This window comes from Streptomyces sp. NPDC049585, assembly GCF_040675615.1.
GTDB classification, from domain to species: Bacteria; Actinomycetota; Actinomycetes; order Streptomycetales; family Streptomycetaceae; genus Streptomyces; species Streptomyces luteosporeus.
Window position 1 is genome coordinate 1 of record NZ_JBFAPE010000058.1, and the last position, 16,640, is coordinate 16,640.

The 16,640-nt window shown below is 73.1% G+C and carries 14 protein-coding genes and 1 pseudogene; 7 read left to right on the forward strand and 8 right to left on the reverse strand.

Annotated features, from left to right (window positions below):
- Positions 1-175, forward strand: a 175-nt coding sequence (locus AB0K17_RS30115; protein ID WP_365984940.1) for an integrase core domain-containing protein, incomplete at its 5' end; no start/stop codon positions are given.
- Between the two features lie 213 nt (positions 176-388).
- On the opposite strand, the gene AB0K17_RS30120 is transcribed toward AB0K17_RS30115, so the two are convergent.
- Positions 389-1,021, reverse strand: coding sequence for a hypothetical protein (locus tag AB0K17_RS30120; RefSeq protein ID WP_365984930.1), 633 nt, complete (start codon positions 1,019-1,021; stop codon positions 389-391).
- A 139-nt stretch (positions 1,022-1,160) separates the two neighbouring features.
- On the opposite strand from AB0K17_RS30120, the gene AB0K17_RS30125 reads away from it, so the two are divergent.
- Positions 1,161-2,459 carry a globin domain-containing protein gene (locus tag AB0K17_RS30125; protein ID WP_365984931.1) on the forward strand — a complete coding sequence of 433 codons (1,299 nt, stop codon included), beginning with the start codon at positions 1,161-1,163 and terminating at the stop codon, positions 2,457-2,459.
- 7 nt (positions 2,460-2,466) lie between these two features.
- Here AB0K17_RS30125 and AB0K17_RS30130 read toward each other — a convergent pair whose 3' ends face one another.
- The 3 genes from AB0K17_RS30130 to AB0K17_RS30140 form a co-directional block, all read right to left on the reverse strand.
- On the reverse strand, positions 2,467-3,360 hold the full coding sequence (locus tag AB0K17_RS30130) for a DUF2127 domain-containing protein (protein ID WP_365984932.1): 894 nt from the start codon (positions 3,358-3,360) through the stop codon (positions 2,467-2,469).
- 62 nt (positions 3,361-3,422) lie between these two features.
- Positions 3,423-4,544, reverse strand: a complete 1,122-nt coding sequence (locus AB0K17_RS30135) for a tetratricopeptide repeat protein (RefSeq protein WP_365984933.1) — start codon at positions 4,542-4,544, stop codon at positions 3,423-3,425.
- A complete protein-coding gene (locus AB0K17_RS30140; protein WP_365984934.1) occupies positions 4,541-5,857 on the reverse strand; it encodes an ATP-binding protein in 1,317 nt (438 codons plus the stop codon). The genes AB0K17_RS30135 and AB0K17_RS30140 overlap by 4 nt, the downstream gene beginning before the upstream one ends.
- A gap of 185 nt (positions 5,858-6,042) precedes the next feature.
- Here AB0K17_RS30140 and AB0K17_RS30145 point away from each other — a divergent pair, with 185 nt between their 5' ends.
- Together AB0K17_RS30145 and AB0K17_RS30150 are read left to right on the forward strand one after the other, a co-directional pair.
- Positions 6,043-8,028, forward strand: coding sequence for an ATP-binding cassette domain-containing protein (locus AB0K17_RS30145; RefSeq protein WP_365984935.1), 1,986 nt, complete (start codon positions 6,043-6,045; stop codon positions 8,026-8,028).
- Between the two features lie 73 nt (positions 8,029-8,101).
- Positions 8,102-9,133, forward strand: coding sequence for a glycoside hydrolase family 25 protein (locus AB0K17_RS30150; protein ID WP_365984936.1), 1,032 nt, complete (start codon positions 8,102-8,104; stop codon positions 9,131-9,133).
- Between the two features lie 59 nt (positions 9,134-9,192).
- Here the strand turns inward: AB0K17_RS30150 and AB0K17_RS30155 are convergent, their stop codons facing one another.
- From AB0K17_RS30155 to AB0K17_RS30165, 3 genes are all read right to left on the reverse strand, one after another.
- A complete protein-coding gene (locus tag AB0K17_RS30155; protein WP_365968664.1) occupies positions 9,193-9,750 on the reverse strand; it encodes an XRE family transcriptional regulator in 558 nt (185 codons plus the stop codon).
- Between the two features lie 9 nt (positions 9,751-9,759).
- Positions 9,760-11,931, reverse strand: a complete 2,172-nt coding sequence (locus AB0K17_RS30160; protein ID WP_365984937.1) for a helix-turn-helix domain-containing protein — start codon at positions 11,929-11,931, stop codon at positions 9,760-9,762.
- A gap of 113 nt (positions 11,932-12,044) precedes the next feature.
- Positions 12,045-12,677 carry an alpha-ketoglutarate-dependent dioxygenase AlkB gene (locus tag AB0K17_RS30165; protein WP_365984938.1) on the reverse strand — a complete coding sequence of 211 codons (633 nt, stop codon included), beginning with the start codon at positions 12,675-12,677 and terminating at the stop codon, positions 12,045-12,047.
- 168 nt (positions 12,678-12,845) lie between these two features.
- Between AB0K17_RS30165 and AB0K17_RS30170 the strand changes: the two genes are divergently transcribed.
- Positions 12,846-13,076 carry a hypothetical protein gene (locus AB0K17_RS30170; protein ID WP_365968667.1) on the forward strand — a complete coding sequence of 77 codons (231 nt, stop codon included), beginning with the start codon at positions 12,846-12,848 and terminating at the stop codon, positions 13,074-13,076.
- A gap of 64 nt (positions 13,077-13,140) precedes the next feature.
- Here the strand turns inward: AB0K17_RS30170 and AB0K17_RS30175 are convergent, their stop codons facing one another.
- Positions 13,141-13,815: a transglycosylase SLT domain-containing protein gene (locus AB0K17_RS30175; protein WP_365984939.1), complete on the reverse strand. Its 675-nt coding sequence runs from the start codon at positions 13,813-13,815 to the stop codon at positions 13,141-13,143.
- 399 nt (positions 13,816-14,214) lie between these two features.
- Here AB0K17_RS30175 and AB0K17_RS30180 point away from each other — a divergent pair, with 399 nt between their 5' ends.
- The gene (locus AB0K17_RS30180) at positions 14,215-15,621 is read left to right on the forward strand and encodes an amino acid permease (protein ID WP_365984941.1); all 1,407 of its coding nucleotides are present in this window, start codon (positions 14,215-14,217) and stop codon (positions 15,619-15,621) included.
- A 69-nt stretch (positions 15,622-15,690) separates the two neighbouring features.
- A pseudogene (locus tag AB0K17_RS30185) lies at positions 15,691-16,525 on the forward strand (IS5 family transposase).
- Positions 16,526-16,640: the final 115 nt, after the last annotated feature.

Consider the following 16,640-nt stretch of genomic DNA (forward strand, 5'->3'; position numbering starts at 1 on the left):
CCACCGCACCCTGCTCGAGGAATGGGCCTACCAGCAGCCCTACACCTCAGACCACGAACGCCAAGCCGCCTTTCCCGACTGGCTGGACTGGTACAGCTACCACCGACCCCACACCGGCATCGCAGGCCAAACACCCGCCAGCCGTGTCACCAACCTGCCGGGACAACACAGCTAGGGCGTGTCCGGCGGATCATGCAGTGCCCCGCAAGGGGCGCGGGGAACTGCGCCATCGGCCCGCGATGGCCCGCAGCTGACACGCCACCCCCGGGGGCGACTGCGGGCGCGTCGTGGCTTGTCGCGCCCACGCGGCGGCAGCCGCACATCAACAACGCCCCGCGCCCCTACGGGGCGCCGTGGTGGCGCCTGACGAAGATCCGCCGGGCAGTCCCTAAGGCCGTGGGCGGCGGCGGTAGCGGTGCAGGGCGGTCCGGGCGACGGCCAGCAGGACGAGGAACGTGGCCCCGACCGTCAGGGCCGTGCCACCCAAGACACCTGGGGTGGCGTCGTCGGTGACGGGCTCGCCGGCGGTGGTGTCGGGCAGTGCGTCCTGCGCCGCCCGGGCCAGGCGCTCCTGCTCCGCGCGGGGGGCCGCGCAGAAGGTGCGGGCGGACGCGTCGCGCGTGCCGGTCACCGTGAAGGCGACGGAGGTGGTGCGCCCGTGGCCGGTGCCGCCCGCTGCGGCGCGTATCTCGTAGGTGCCGAGCCCGAGGTCGCAGCGCACGTAATCACGGATGTCGATCGTGTACTCGTCGGCCTTGTTGTGCCCGAAGTGCTTGCGGGTGACGACGACGGTGTCCTTGACCAGCACCGGGGAGGTGAGGGTCACGCGGTCGACGCCGGGCAGGGAGTCGCGTACGGAGACGACGAAGTCCACCTGTTCGCCCCGCTGGGCGCTGCCCGGTCCGCCGACGACGACGCCGTCGGCGGGCTCGGCCGCGGCAGGGGCCGGCCCGGCGGTGACGGCGCAGAGGAGGGCTGCGGGAAGCGCGCCTGCGAGGGCGGCGCCGGCACGGGAGCGCATGGGGCGAGCGTATCCGACAGCACGTCATGGGACGTGGGGCCAGGGCCGTTCGGCCCTCTCGCCCCGGGCCGGTCGGTCCCGGGGCGCCGTTGCCATACTCCTGCACGCACCACGTACCTTCGGACCAGGAGCCCTGCGCATGTCCCGTCCCGACGCCGGAACGCCGGTGAGCACCCAGCTCGGCGAGGAGTACTACGCCCTGCTGGCCCGGCACGACGCCATGCGGCTGCGCCGCAGGCTGCTGGCGCCCGAGCGCTCCCCCGCACTCCGCGAGCCGGAGCCGGCCGGGGCGCAGCAGCGCCGTCACGACCGGGGCGACCAGGAGCTGATCACCCGTCATCTGCACCTGGTGACGCCCTTCGACGGCCTGATCGGCCATCTCTACGAGGTGATGTTCCGGCGCTGGCCGTACCTGCGGTCGCTCTTCCCCGCCTCGATGGACTTCCAGCGCAGGCACTTGGCGCACATGTTCCGGTACCTGATCGAGTCGCCCGACTCCCCCGAGGAGACGGCCGCCACTTTCACCCGCCTGGGCCGTGACCACCGCAAGCTCGGGGTCCGGCCGGTGCACTACGAGACCTTCGAGGCGTCCTTGCGCGAGGCGCTGCAGGTCTGCGCCGGTCCCGGCCTGACGGCGGAGCTGGACGCGGCGTGGACGCGCATGCTGCGCTTCGCCGTCGACCTGATGGTCGCCGGCGCGGACGCCGCGCTGACCGAACCGCCCGCCTGGGAGGGCGTGGTGATGGGCCACGAGCGCCACGGTACGGACCTGGCCGTGCTGCGGGTGCGCACCCACGAGCCGTACCCGTACCGGGCCGGCCAGTACGGGGCGGTGGCCTCGCCGCTGCTGCCGCAGGCCTGGCGGCAGTACTCGATGGCGTGCGCGCCGCGCACCGACAACGTCCTGGAGTTCCACGTCCGGCGGACGGGCCCGGGCGGGGTGAGCGAGGCGCTGGTGGACCGTACGCGCGTCGGGGACGAGGTGCGGCTGGGGCCGCCGGCCGGCACGATGACGCTGGACGGGGAGCTGACGCACGACCTGGTGATGGTGGCCGGCGGCACCGGTCTCGCCCCGGTCAAGGCGCTGCTGGAGGAGCTGGCGGCCCGGCGTCAGGGCCATCGTCGCGTGGACGTCTACGTCGGCGCCCGCGGCCCCGCCGACCTGTACGCGGCGCGGTGGCTGGCCGAGTTGGAGGCGCGGCGGACGTGGCTGCGCGTGGTGCCGGTCTTCAGCGGGGAACCGGGGCCGACGGGCGCCCCCGTGGGTCCGGTCGCCGAGGCGGTCGCGGCCGACGGCACCTGGCGCGGGCGTGTGGCGTACGTCAGCGGTCCGCCGCGCATGGTGGCGGCCACGGTGGAGCGGCTGGCCGGGCTGGGGGTGCCGGCCGAGCGGATCCACCACGATCCGGTGCTGGGCGCCGAGCCGGCGGCCGGCTGAGGGGGGTTCACGAGGGTGCCGGGCCCGGCGCGGGGCCGGGGTGGGTGCGTTCGAGGGCCTGCCAGCCGGTGTCGTGGGCGCGCTCGGCCTCCTCGGCCCGGGCGCCGCCGCGGACGCCGAAGAGCCGTTTGGCCAGCAGGAGGTAGACCACGACGGCCAGGTTGACGACCAGGGTGAGGATCTTGGTGGCGCTGATGCGGCCGGTCAGCTCGTACAGCTCGGGAAGGAGCAGCACGGAGGTGGCGACGAAGGTGAGGTACTCGGCCCAGCGGCGGGCGTACCACAGGCCCACCGCCTCCACGCCTTCCAGGAGGGCGTAGAGCGCGAGGACCAGGCCGATCAGCCACAGGGTCGAGGTGCGGGCGGCGAAGGCGCGGTCGAGTTCGCCGAGCAGTCCGTGGCCGTGCCGGCCGCTGGGGCCGCCGATGCCGTTCTGCAGGGCGTCGACCACGCGGTAGAAGGGGCCGCGCAGGCGCTCGCGGCGGTCGGCGAAGAGGAGGACGGCCAGGGCCAGGACGCCGAGGACCACGAAGTGCAGCAGCCGGTCGAGGGCGATCAGGCGCAGCACGTAGCGATCGCGCAGGGGACGGCCGCGCAGCGGCAGGCGGATCCCGTCGCGGTCCGGGGGCACGTCCCGGGCGGGGTGGTCGGGGGGCGGCAGCACGATCCATGCGTCGCAGCGCAGGCAGCGGTGCCAGCGCAGGCCGTCCGGCGATGTACGGGCCAGCAGTGCGTCGCCGGGGCGCAGCCGGGCCGCGTCGGTGCCCACGAGGTGGTGGCCGTGCAGGCCGCAGCCGATCAGTTCGTACCAGGGGCCGCGGTGCCCGGGCAGCACCCCGGGCGGCGGCACGCGCTCCGCCGTGCCGCTCCCCTGCTCCTTGTGCTCCTTCGCTTCGCCCACAGCACGGCATCATGGCGCGGCGAGGCGCCGGAAGGGGGCCGAACGCACTATGCGGGGGCCTTTCAGGTGGTGCGCTCCTGCTGTTCGCGCGCCACGCGGCGCTGGGCGCTGCCGTACCACATGGCCAGCACGACCGGGACGGCGCCGGTCAGGACGAGCGTCTGCACGGTGCCGCGGTCGGTGAGGGGGACGAGCACGGTGACGAGGGCGAGGGCGGTGCCCCACGCGGCGTGCAGGAGGGGCAGCCGGGCGGCCCACCGGCGGCGCAGCTGCGAGCGCAGGTTCGTGCGCGCGCCGTGCGGGAGTCTGCGGTAGGCGAGGTACCAGGCGCCCACGGTCCAGACCAGGCCCATCACGGTCGCGGCCCACAGCCGGGTGCCGAGCGGGGCGGGCAGGGCCGTCGCGTCGTCCTTCGTGGGGCACGCCCGTGCGGCGAGGGCGGCGATGACCAGGCACAGCAGGGCGAACCAGCGGGTGCGGCGCAGCAGTCGCAGGACGAGCAGGTTCAGCTTGTTCTCGATGTGGCCGGCGTGGGGCCGGGCGCCGAGGGCCGCGCCGTACTCCCCTGCGAGTTCGGGCAGTTTCATCCGGCCGGCCTCGGCCTGCAGTTCGGCCAGGGTGGCGCGGGCGTCGGCGTGGTCGGGGTCCAGACGCAGCGTCTCGCGCAGGGTCTGTTCGCGGACGTCCGGGCGGCCGGTGACGTCGGCGAAGTGGGCGAGGTTGAAGCGGGCGGTGGGGTTCTCGGGGTCGAGTGCGACGGCGGTGAGAGCGGCGTGGTACGCCTCCTCCTGGTTGCCGGTGAGGCCCAGGTAGCGGGCGAGCATGCTGTGGTTGGCCGGTTCCTGCGGGTCGATGCGGACGGCCTCGCGGGCGGCCTCCAGCGCCAGGCGCACCCGCGCGGGGTCGGCCGTGCTGCCGCCCTCCAGGCCGGTGTACGGCAGGACGAGGGCCCGTTGCCGCCAGGCGTCGTCGCAGCGGGAGTCGGCGGCTATGCCGTCGTCGGCGGCCTTCAGGGCGCCTTCCCAGTCGCCGGCCTTGAAGCGGCAGTGGGCCAGTTGCGCCCAGGCCTGGGCGTCGCCGGGGTGCTGGGCGAGGTGGCGGGCGAGGTGTTCGGCGGCCTGCTGGTGGCGGCCGATCTCCATCAGGGCCCGGGCGTGTCCCTTCGGCCCGGTGCCCGCGCTCACAGCATCCTCCGCTTCTTGAGGTAGGCCAGCAGTTCGTCGTAGGCGCCGCCTTCGTCGGCGAACCGGGCGACGTCGCGGGCGGCGGCGAACCAGGGGCCGGTGGAGGGGCGTATCCGGCCGATGACGGCGGCGAAGTCGGCCATGCCGATCATGCGGGCTTCGCCGGTGCGCACGGAGTCCATCAGCGCCTGTTCGGCGGCGGAGTCGCACAGGTGCTCGATGTCGGCGCCGGAGAACCCTTCCGTACGCTTGGCCAGCGCGGCGAGGTCGATGCCGGCGACCGGGCGGTCCTTGAGGTGGTGGCGCAGGACGGCCTCGCGGGCGGGCCGGTCGGGCGGCACGACGAGCAGCATCCGGTCCAGGCGGCCGGAGCGGCGCAGGGCGGTGTCGACGTCCCAGGGGTGGGTGGTGGCGGCGAGGACGAAGACGCCGCCGTCGGCGGCGCCGATGCCGTCGAGTTCGGTCAGGAGCTGGTTGACGGTGGTGCGCATGCCGGTGTGCCGGATCTGGCTGCGCTTGGCGCCGAGGGCGTCGAGTTCGTCGAGGAAGAGCACGCAGGGGGCGTGGCGGCGGGCGGTCTCGAAGAGCCGGCGCAGGTTGCGCTCGGAGTTGCCCATCCACATGTCGAGGACGTCGCTGATGGACACGCTCATGAAGCGGGCGCCGAGTTCGCCGGCGACGGCGCGGGCGATGAAGGTCTTGCCGCAGCCGGGCGGGCCGTACATCAGCAGTCCGCCGCGCAGGGACTTGCCGTAGAGCCGGCGCAGGTCGGGGTTGCGCAAAGGGGCGAGGAAGGCGGCTTCGAGGCGCTGCTTGACCTCGTCCATGCCGCCGACGTCGGCGAGGGTGAGGCTGGCGTGCTCCACGTCCCACAGGCCGCCGGTGTCGTCGGCGGGGCCAAGGGCGCCGTCCTGGGCGGCGTGGGGCGGCTCGGGGGTGTCGCCGGCGCGGGCCGCGGGGCAGTCGTGGTCGTCGACGAAGCGGGGCGGGACGATGCCGGACAGTTCGTCCTCGGCGCGCTGCCAGTCGTAGGCCTGGCCGGACGGCGGGGCAGCGGACGGAGGTTCGGGGGTGGGTGGTGCGGGTGGGGGCGCGGCGGGTGCGGCCGGCGGGGCGACGGCGCGGGCCATGAGGGCCTGCGCCTCAAGGTTGCCGGGCTCGCGCTGCAGGGCCGCGGCCGCGTGGGATATCGCTTCGTGTCCCTCGCCCAGGCCGAGCAGGAGTTCGGCGAGGTGCAGGCGCAGGGGCACGTCGTCGGGCGCGGCCTCCACGGCCGCGCGCAGGCTCTTGATGAGCGGGGACGGTTCGGGCATGGGGCACAGCCTATGCGGCCGGGTGACGGCGTCGTTCGCCGTGGGGCCTGCTCGTTCCCGGACGCGAAGCCCTTACCGGATCGGGTGAGCGGCGGCGGTGCGGCGAATCGCCCGGGCGGTGCCGGGCATGCTCCCCGGGAATCTCCGGTCGATCGACGCCTGTTCGGATTCTGGAGGAGGGCGCAGTGCTGCACCGCCACGAACGCCGGCAGGACGAGGGCGAGCGGTCGCCGCAGGGATCCGCGTCCGAGCGGCTGCTCTTCGGCGGGCCACTGCTGCACGACGCGCTGTGGGCGCGGCACAACACGGCGTTCTTCGAGATGTCCCTGGGGGCGATGGCCGTGCGCCTGCCCCGCCTGGTCGCCTTCACGGTGCGGCTGGCCTGGCGTGCCGACCGGCGTTCGCTGTGGACCGTGGGGGCCGGGGAGCTCGTGCGCGGGGTGAGCCAGGCGGTCGGCCTGGTGGCCGTCAACAGCGTCCTGGCCGCCGTGCTGGCCGCAGGTGCCATCCAGCAGCGGCTGCAGGCCGCGATCCCCTCGATGGTCGTGGCGGCCCTGACCGGCATCGTCGGTGCCCTGGCGACCTCGGCGTCGACGTCGGGCACGGGGCGGCTGGAGCCGAAGGTCGAGCGGGTGGCGACCGAGATGTATCTGGAGCACGTGATCCGGGTGGAGCTGGCGGCGATCGAGGACGCCGACTTCCACCGCCTGCTGGACTCCGCCCAGTACGGCGCCTCCTCGGCGCGACGCATGACCAGCTACTGCACCGGCGTCGTCGGTTCGCTGGTGAGCTTCGTGGCGGCCGGCGGGGTGCTGACGGTGCTGCACCCGGTGCTGCTGCCCCTGCTGGTGCTCATGACGCTGCCCAGGTCGTGGGCCTCGTTGCGCACCGCCCGGGCGCGCTACGGCAGCTACCTGCGGTGGGTGCAGCACGCGCGGGCGGGGCGGCTGCTGTCCCAGACGCTGCTGCGCACCGGCCCGGCCCCGGAGATCCGGGTGCACGACGTGGGGCCGTTCCTGCTGCACCACTTCCGGGAGATGTCGCAGGCCTCCGAGGCCGAGCAGGCCCGCCTGGCCGCCGGCGCCGCGCGGGTGCGGCTGCTCGCCGCCGCACTGACCGGTGCCGCGGCCGCCCTGACGTACGCGGCTCTGGGCCTGCTGCTGGTGACGGGGGTGATGGCGTTGTCGGTGGCGGGCACCGCCGTCCTGGCCATCCGGACCGGTGGGCAGAGCCTGTCCACGCTGGTCCTGCAGGTCAACAACCTCTACGAGGAGGCCTGTTACGTCAGCGACCTGGAGCGGCTCGTCGAGGAGGCCGCGGCACGCACGATTCCCGTCGGCGGGCTGCCGGTGCCGAAGCGGCCGTCGCTGATCCGCTTCGAGAACGTCACCTTCCGCTATCCCGTCGACCAGGGGAGCGATGCATCGCAGGCGAGGCCGGCACTCAAGGACGTCACCCTCGACGTGCCCCTCGGCAGGATCGTCGCCCTGGTCGGCGAGAACGGCTCGGGCAAGACGACCGTCTCCAAGCTGCTGGCCGGGCTGTACGAGCCGGACGACGGCCGCGTCCTGTGGGACGGAGTCGACGTGCGGCGGCTGGACCGCGCGCAGGTCTTCGCGAAGGTCGCTCTCGTCAGCCAGGACTTCCACCGCTGGCCGTTCACCTGCCGCATGAACGTCGCCATCGGCCGGCCCGCCCGTCCGCTGCACGAGGCGGACCTGGCGGCGGCGGCCGCGTACGCCGGTGCGGACGAGGTGGTCGCGCAGCTGCCCCACGGCTGGGACACGCTGCTGTCGAAGGGCTACAAGGGCGGGCACGAGATCTCCGGTGGGCAGTGGCAGCGGCTGGGCCTGGCCCGTGCCCGCTACCGCGACGCCGACATCCTCGTCGTGGACGAGCCGACCTCCGCGCTGGACGCGAAGGCGGAGCTGGAGGTCTTCGAGCAGATCCGCAAGCTCGCCGACGGCGGGCGGACCGTCGTCCTGATCACCCACCGCCTCGCCTCCGTCCGTCACGCCGACCTCGTCCATGTCCTGGAGAAGGGCGAGTTGCGCGAGAGCGGTACGTTCGAGGAGCTGCTGGCCCGGCCCGGCGGCGCCTTCCGCGCCCTGTACGAGATGCAGCGCGCGCAGTTCCGCGGCGTGGCGCTGCCCGGGCAGCAGCGGGCCTGAGCGCCGCGGGCGGCGACCGGTTCACGGGGGGCGACCGGGATTTCGCCCCGTCACTGTGCTTGTCCTGGACGGGGTGCTGACCCACACTTCCCAGAGCCCGGACGTGCGCCGGCCGCGGCCCCGCGCACCCGGCTCACCGCGAGAGGTCTACGACATGGGCATCTACGGACAGGACTGGGCCTCGTACCAGTCGTCGAACCCCGACACCAGCGGCCTGTCCTTCGTGTTCGTCAAGATCACCGAAGGGCTCGGCTACGTCAACCCCAAGTGGGTCGCACAGCGGGACCACGCGAAAGCGCACGGGCTGGTGTGGGGCGGCTACCACTACCCGCACATGGCCAACGACGCGCGGAGGGAGGCCGATTACTTTCTGCGGCAGGTGGCCTGGCGGCCGGGGGACATCGTCGTCCTGGACTGGGAGGGCTACGACGACGCCAACGCCGGCGTGCCCAAATCGCGCCAGGTCGCCTACCGGGACGCGTGGCTGGCGTACGTCAAGGACCGGATGCCCGACAACCCGGTCGGGATGTACTGCAATCTGGACTACTGGCTCCACGTCGACCAGACGTCGAACTACGGCGACTTCCTGTGGATCGCCACCGCCGGACGTCCCGCCGGCCGGCCCGGCATCCAGGCCCCCTGGCTCTTCCACCAGTACAGCGAATCCGGCGGCATGGACCACGACTACTGCCACCTGGCCAGCCGGGACGCCCTGCGCGCCTGGGCGCTGTCCTTCCGGCCCGCGCCGCCCACCCCACCCGCTCCCCGGTACACGGAGGACCACGTGCTCGCCTATTTCACCGTGCCCGCATCCACCGCCTTCGACCTGCCCGTGGAACCCGCCGGCACCGCCGCGGCCCCGCAGGGCGGCGCCCGCAACGGCCCCCTCTGGCTCTGCCTGGCCCCGCAGGGAGGCGATGCGCGCATAACCCTCACCTTCCATCACGAGGACGGCAGCTGGGACTCCCCCGCCCAGTCCTCGACACTCACCGTGGCGGGCAGCAAACTCGTCCAGGCCCTGCCCGCCGGCGCGGTCGTCGACAAGATCCGCATCCAGTCGACCGCGCCCCTCGTCGGCTACATCACCGGCCGCCAGGTGGCGTGACGGCACGGGCTCAGCAGTCGACAACCCGAGAAGTCGACAACCGTCAGTAGTCGACAGCCTCAGTAGTCGAATTCGGCGTAGTCGATGTCGGTGAACTCCACCAGCAGGCCGGCGGCCCGGCGGCCGCTGTCCTTGAAGTAGATCTCCTGCAGGCCCTCGGCGGCGATCTCCCGCAGGTGCTGCTCGGCGGCACCCGCGGACTGCGCCTCGAAGAGGCGGGCCGCGTAGTCGGGCGGGAGGTGCTGGGTGATCAGACGCTGCCGGGCGTCGTCGGTGGTGCCGGGGGCGGCGGTGAAGCCGAAGCGGGCCCGGGTCTCGATGACGATGCCGGTGCTGGTGGCGGCCTGCTCGCGGGCCCGCTGACGGACCTTCGGCTGCCACCGCCGGCGCACCTCCGCGGTCAGGCGGGCGGCGAGGTCCTTGCGCGGGTGCCGGAGCTGGTCCTTGACGTAGCGCTCCACGGTGCGCTGGGAGACGCCCAGCAGCCGGGCCACTTCCCGCGTGGAGCCCTTGTACTGCCGGACCAGGAACCGCATCTGCGCCCCGGCCGACTTCGGCACCGGGCGGGTGAACGTGTTCTCGGCAGCCCGCTGGAGGCTGTCGCCGAGGATGCCCATCGCGCTGTCCTACTCTCCGTCGTCCCAGCCGGCACCCACGGTGCCGTCCTTGATGTGGCGGGCGATGTTCACGCCGTCCGTGCCGTACTCCTCCATCAGGCCCTCGGCCCACAGGACGGACTGGGTGCCCTCGTGCTTGACCATGCCGGGGCTCACGCCGAGCCGGAAACCACCGGGCAGGGGCCTGCCGTCCGGCGTGCGCGGCAGGAAGTCCAGCGGCGAGGGGCCGTCGGAGGCGTAGACCGCACAGTCGGAGTTGACGGCGACCGGGTACAGGCCCACCGCGGCGAGCCGGAGCATCTTGCGGTGCATGTTGACGCGGGCGGTGGCGATGACGGCGGCGCGGATGTCGGGACGCCAGGTCGGGCGTTCGAGGGCCGGCCAGGGCTCTCCGGGCCGCCAGTGGCCCTGGGGGCGCTCGCGCAGCTTGCCGATGCCGCCCTTCATCGTCGCCTTGACGGCCGACAGCACGGCGGCCTGCCCGGGGTCGGTCCGCTTGTGCACGGCCATGGCGGCGAGGAAGTCCTCCTCGGCCATGCCCGGCGTGACGCCCAGCTGTTCCATGGTGGCCAGGTAGGCGTCGCGCAGCCGGGTGTACCAGGGGTCGAGGTACGGGCCGTGCTCCAGGCGTACGTACGCCTCCAGGGGCTCGACGCGGTGGCCGAGTTCGACGGCGTAGGCGACGGTGGGGGTGGCGTACCAGGCGGGCCCCTCGGGCCGCTGTCCGGTCGGGGTGAAGGGGGACGGCAGGCGGGGGTCGAAGGTGATGTGCGAGAGGTCGACCAGCCAGCTGCCGGGCAGCGCCTTGTCGAACGCGGGCCGCCTGAGGTGGACCGGGGCGGACAGGCCGACGTTCAGGCGGTTGGCGGCGGCGGCGAAGGCCATGTTGACGTCGATGCCGACGACGTACGGCTTCGTGCACTCCTCGTCCGTCAGCTGCCGCGCCCAGGCGCAGGCCTCCTCCATCAGCATCTCGTCCGGGGTGCGCTGGTGGTGCGGGGGGTGGCGCGCGGCCACGAGCGGGTGACCGTCGGGGGCCTCGGGGGGCGCGCACGCGACCGGCTCGGTCAGGGCGCCCGGCGCCGGGGCCGAGGCCCAGGTGCCCGTGCCCTCGTCCTTCACGGCGCGGGTGGGCGGGCGCAGGGCCGTCATCAGCTCCAGACCGGTGACGGCGGTGGAGCCGCGGGGGGTCAGGACGCGAGAGGCGTAGTCGGTCAGGATCCGGGCGAGCTCGGGGGCCGGCAGCCGGTCGGCCTCCCCCCAGGCCCGCGGGTCCAGGGCGCCCCACGGCAGGACGGCGAGCTGCACGCACCGGCGCCGGTCGCCGTCCGCGGGGCGGTAGACGCGCGCCCAGGGCCCGAAACCGCGGCGGGTGAGCTGCCACTTGGCCCGGGTCAGCTGCCGGACGGCCGGGTGGTCGGCGGGCAGCCGCAGGCCCCTGCGGTCCTCCAGGTGCTCGGGGAGCCCCAGCCGCACGGCGGCCGTGGCGGTGAGGACGACGAGGGGGTCGGCGTCCTTGCCGTTGCGGTGCAGCCGGGGCGCGCCCAACCGCGCCTCGGTCAGCGCCCATTCCACGAGGGCGGGCAGGGTGGTGGCCGGGCAGTGCAGGACCAGGCCGGCGGCGCAGTACGCCGAGCCGTCGCCGTCCAGCACGGCCAGCGGGCCGTTCTCGAAGCGCGTCTCGGCGTCGGCTTCGGCTTGCGCTTCCGCTTGCGCTTCCGCTTCGGACCGTGCACCGGGGGCCGCGGGGCGGCGCGGCGCGGTGCCCCGGGCGGTGGGCGGTGCCGGGGTCCGGTCGGCCTCGGCCTGCGGGGTCCGGGCCTGCGCCGCCGGGGCCTGCCGGGGCCGGGCCTCGGGAGTCACTGCGGGGGGCGCGGCGGGGGCCGGGACGGCCGGCGCGGGCGACGCGGGGGGCGTGACCTCCGCGGGTGCGGGGGCGTTGGGCGGGTAGAGCTCGGCGAGGCGCTCCAGCAGGCGGGCGTAGGCCTCGCGCTGCGGGGGCCGGGGCTCGGTCCTGCCGTTCTCCCAGGACACCACCGTCGCGCGCCGCACCTGCAGCGCCTTGGCCACCTGTTCCTGCGACAGGCCGTGGGCCTTGCGCAACCGTTCGCGCTCGGCGGGCGGGGGCAGGGGCGAGGCCGAGGCGATCAGGGCGTCGACCGCGTCGAACAACTCGGACACAGGTCACCTCCTGCGGTGATCATAGCCCGAGCGGACTTCTCCCCGACCACGACACGGACTTCTGCCGTACTCATGACGCTCTTTTCGCGTACGGCTCGTACGGCGCGTACGGCTCACCCCACGCCGCGCGGACGGAACTGGATGCTGATGCGCGGGCCGACGGGCCGGGAGGTCTTGGGGATCGAGTGGTCCCAGGTGCGCTGGCAGCTGCCGCCCATCACGACGAGGTCGCCGTGGCCGAGGGGCTGCCGGATACGGGTGGGGCCGCCGCCGTGCGGCCGCAGGAGCAGCGGCCGGGGCTCGCCGATCCCGAGGATGGCGACCATCGTGTCCTCGCGTGAGCCGCGCCCGATGCGGTCGCCGTGCCAGGCGACACTGTCCCGCCCGTCGCGGTAGAAGCACAGACCGGCGGTGCGGAAGGGCTCGCCGAGCTCGGCGGCGTAGTGCGCACTGAGCGCCTCGCGCGCCTCGGCCAGGACCGGGTGCGGCAGGACGTCGCCCTCGCCGTAGTACGCGAGGAGCCGGGGGACGTCGACCTCGTTGTCGTACATGTGCCGCCGTTCGGCGTGCCACGGCACCGTCCGCACCAGCTCCTCGAACAGCAGGTCCGAACCGCCCAGCCAGCCGGGCAGGACGTCGATCCAGGCGCCCTCGGCGAGGTGGGTGCGGCGGCCCTCGTGCAGCGGTCGCCGAAGAGTGATCTTGTCCGCCACGTCGAACAGCGAACCCTGGAGCTGCAGAGCCATAAGGTTCAGCGTACGTCACATATAGAACAGTCGTACGGATAGCCGGCTTCTGCCGTTGCTCGCACCGAGTGAACTGCGGTCGCGGAGGGTTGCGACCGCGGGGCCGGGGTCGTTGGTCCCCCGTGTCCGGAGCACCCCGCTCCGGAGTGAGAGTGCCGAGGAGTGCAGGTGCGCAGGACCGTCTACAGGCTCGTCACCGTTCTCGCCGCCGTCGCGATGGGCGCCACCATGACGGCGGGCCCCGCAATCGCGGCCCCTGGCCGCGGAGGCCACCCGCCCTATCCGTACAAGGAGTGCGTGGACACGGCCGTCAAGCAGAAGAAGGAGAGCCCCCGCTACGCCAAGTGGCACTGCGACCAACTGGTGAAGAGGGGCTACATCAAGCCGCCGACCCGCTGACCGCATGCACGAAGCGGGTGGCATCGCTCGGCGATGCCACCCGCTTTCAGTCGTCTCCGCTTGATCAGTAGGCGGAGTTGACGTTGTCCATGGAGCCGTACTTGTCGGCGGCGTAGTTGCAGGACGCGACGATGTTGGCGACCGGGTCGTAGATGTCCCAGGAGGTGCCGTCGACGTGATACGCCTTGAACGTCGGGTCGATGATCTGCAGCAGACCCTTCGAGGGGACACCGTTGACGGCGTTGACGTCCCAGTCGTTGATCGCATGCGGGTTACCCGTGGACTCACGCATCACGTTGCGCTTGATGCCCTCGTAGGAACCCGGGATGTTCTTCGCCTTCATGATGTCCAGGGCCTGGGTGATCCAGCCGTCCAGATTGTCGCCGTAGGCCTTCGGCGCCGGGGCGGCCGGCTTGGCAGCGGCGGGCTTCAGAGCGGTGCGGGCCTGGGCGCGGGAGGCGGCCTGGGCACCGCGGTCGGCGGCGGCCTTCACCTTCGCCTGGGCGTCGGTCTTGGCCTGGGTGGCAGCAGCGTCAGCAGCCTTCGCCAGCTCCGCGTCCTGGGTCTGACCGAAGGCCTCCGCGTTCCAGGCGACCGGCTTGACCGGGGCGTGGGTGGCGGCGGTGGCGGCCGGGACGACGCCCAGCACGACACCCGCGGCAGCGGCAGTGGTGACGCCGGCAGCAGCGAACTTGTGGGCCTTGGTCAGACGGGTATAGCCGGAGTGGTTGGAGCGCATGAAAGAGCTGAACCTCTCGATAGGGGATGCCGCGGGAGCCTGGATCGGCGCAAAGAAAAGCGCCGTTCTCGATCGGACGACGCCCAGCGACCCCGCAATTGTTAGCGGCGCCGAAAACCCGATGCAACGGTGTGACCTGCGATCCCACGCCGTACCCACCGACGGCGAAGGGCCGCGACGTCGACGAACGCCAACGGCCCTCTTTCGTATGTGATCCAGGCCCTATGGGCGGCCTCACGGCCCAGGACCCCCACCGCTACAGCTGGCGACAGGCCGCTACAAGGTCCGCCACTCTCCGTAAATCAACCGTCCGCATATCGGACGCATGACGCGAGCCCCGTGTGCGCTGGTCATACTCGGGATCTCCATCGTCTCGGATAACGGACAGGCACGACCATGATGCGGACCCTCCAGTCCCCTCCCGCGCAGCCCGAGAGCCCGCCGCAGCAGGCGAAACCGCTGGCCAACGGGCTCAAGCAACGGCATCTGTCGATGATCGCCCTCGGTGGCGTCATCGGCGCCGGCCTCTTCGTGGGCTCCGGCGCCGGCATTGCCGCCGCCGGGCCGTCGATCGTGCTCGCGTACGCCGTGTCCGGGCTGCTGGTGATGTTCGTGATGCGCATGCTCGGCGAGATGTCCGCGGCCAACCCGGCCTCCGGCTCTTTCTCCGTCCACGCCGACCGGGCCCTCGGCCCGTGGGCCGGCTTCACGGCGGGCTGGATGTTCTGGACGCTGCTGGTGGTGGGGGTGGCGGTCGAGGCGATCGGCGCGGCCCACATCCTGCAGGGCTGGTTCCCGGGCACCCCGTCGTGGCTGTGGGTCCTGGGGCTCATGGCGCTGTTCTGCGGCACGAACCTCGCGGCGGTCTCCCGCTTCGGCGAGCTCGAGTTCTGGTTCGCCGCCCTGAAGATCGGCGCCATCGCGGTCTTCCTGGTCCTCGGCGCCCTCGCGATCTGGGGCCTGCTGCCCGGCACGGCGTCCCCGGGCACCACCCACCTGCTGCACGACGGCGGCTTCATGCCGCACGGGGCGGGCGGTCTGCTGGCCGGCCTGCTGGCCTCGGTCGTGGCCTACGGCGGTCTGGAGACCGTCACCATCGCGGCTGCGGAGTCCGAGGACCCCCGGCGCGGGGTGGCCCGGGCGGTGCGGACGACGATGTGGCGCATCGGCATCGTCTATGTCGGCTCGATGCTCGTGATCGTCACGCTGGTCCCGTGGCACAGCAAGGCCGTCACCGAGGACGGCCCGTACGCCGCGGTGCTCGAGCAGCTCGGCGTGCCGGCCGGCGGCCAGATCATGAACGTGGTCGTGCTGATCGCCCTGCTCTCGGCGATGAACGCCAACATCTACGGCTCCTCCCGCATGGCCTACTCCCTGGTGGCGCGCGGGCAGGGCCCGGCCGCCCTGGGCAAGGCCACGGGCGGGGTGCCGCGCCGGGCGGTGCTGGCGTCGTCGGCGTTCGGCTTCTTCGCCGTGCTGCTGTCCTACTGGTGGCCGACGACCGTCTTCGCGTGGCTGCTGAACATGGTCGGCGCGGTGGTGCTGGTGGTGTGGGGCTTCATCGCCGCCTCCCAGCTGCGCCTGCGCCGGCAGCTGGAGCGCGAGGCGCCCGAGCGGCTCGTGGTGCGGATGTGGGGCTTCCCGTACCTGACGTGGGTGACGCTGGTCGGTGTCGCGGGCGTGCTGGTGCTGATGACGCTCGAAGCGGACACCCGGGTGCAGCTGTACTTCACCGGCGGGCTCGCCCTGGCCCTGGCCGTGACCGGCCGGCTGCGGCAGCGGACCGCCACCGCCCCGCGCCCCTGACGGGGCGCCGATCGCCGGAGACGTCCTAGGCCGTGTCCGTAAAGTTGGTGGGTCGTTGGTCTGTTCGTGGTGCGGCGGCATGAGTTGACTGATGAGTCGTGGGCGGTGATCGAGCCGTTGCTGGTTCCGCCGCGGATGGGGCGGCCGGTGCGGGACCGGCGGCAGGTCGTGAACGGGATCCTGTGGAAACTGTCCACCGGGGCCGCCTGGCGGGACCTGCCCGAGCGCTATGGGCCGTGGAAGACGGTCTACGAGCGGTTCCGCCGCTGGTCGGCCGACGGCACCTGGGACCGGCTCCTGGCCCATGTGCAGCAGCATTCGGACGCTGTCGGCCGGGTCGACTGGTCCATCGTGTGCGTGGACTCCACCACCGTGCGAGCCCATCAGCATGCGGCCGGGGCCCGAAAAGGGGGGCCTGGCCGGGCGAGGCGATCGGCCGGTCCCGAGGCGGGCTGACCACGAAGATCCACCTCGCCTGCGACGGCTCCAGCCGGCCCCTGGCCTTCACGATCACCGGCGCGGCGGAAACGTCAACGACTGCACCCAGTTCGAGGCGGTCATGGCCCGCATCCGCATCCCGCGGTGCGGGCCGGGCCGCCCCAGGACCCGACCCGAGCGGGTCGCTGCGGACAAGGGCTACTCGTCGGTGAAGATCCGCACCTACCTCCGCCGCCGGGGCATCGCCGCCGTGATCCCCGAGCGGATCGACCAGATCAACGGCCGTCGCCGCCGAGGCGAGAGCCTCTGCCGCCTCGACCGGGCCGCCTACCGGCGCCGCAACGTCGTCGAACGCTGCTTCAACCGGCTCAAGCACAACAAAGCCCTCGCCACCCGCTACGACAAACGCGCCCGCCACTACCAAGCCCTGGTCACCCTCGCCTGCCTCCGACTATGGCTGCCATGACTTTGCGGACACGGCCTAGCTGTGTTGTCCCGGGACGTTGGTGACACGCGTGCTGGGTGCTTGAACGGGTGAGGGCCTTCTGGCTCGGTGGGGATTGCGACATCTCAACCGACTG